Consider the following 653-nt stretch of genomic DNA (forward strand, 5'->3'; position numbering starts at 1 on the left):
ACCCCGGCGGCTCTTCTCCACATACTCAGACAGCGGGACAAACAGAGCGGAGGAATACCGCTGCTGCACCAGATACCACAGGTGTATCAGTCGGGCCATTCTGCCGTTGCCGTCAAACCAGGGATGCAGGTAGGCGATGTAGAAGTGGATGAGCGCCGCTTTCAGCAGATCGTTCATGGCAGATTCCTGATGGATAAACTCCACCAGATTCCCCATATACTCCGGCAGCATCTGCCAGGGGAGGCCGATGTGCTCCACTTTGTCACCCACGATATACACGCTGTCATGGCGGTATTTATGGCCGGGCAGGAGCTGATCATCCTCCGGTAAAAATGCTCCAATGGTAAGCTCATAGAGCTGGTGGATGCTCTCCTCGCTGATCGTATGCTGAGGATCGCTGATAAACTCCAGGCCTTTCTTCATGCCGTAGATGCGGTTCTCACTCTCGCTTATGGGGGCGTAGCCGGACAAAATCCTGCGGACGCTGTCCCGGGAGGTGTCGATCTGCTCGATGGAGAAGGTGGAGAGAATTTCGTCCTCCATGGCCTTTCTGCCATAGACCTGGCTGCTGCTCTGGGGTGTCAGCAGCACCTTGGCCGCCGACAGCTGAACCTGGGCAACAGAATCCAGATAGACCAGATTCTTTCCATTGA

1 protein-coding gene is annotated in these 653 nt (G+C 55.4%); it reads right to left on the minus strand.

The genetic code is table 11. From position 1 onward, the window contains the following. The coding region (locus tag H9X86_RS12150; RefSeq protein WP_204901752.1) for a Fic family protein at positions 1-653 on the minus strand (653 nt) is incomplete at both ends.

It is taken from the genome of Pseudoflavonifractor capillosus, assembly GCF_016902575.1.
Lineage (GTDB): Bacteria > Bacillota > Clostridia > Oscillospirales > Oscillospiraceae > Enterenecus > Enterenecus capillosus_A.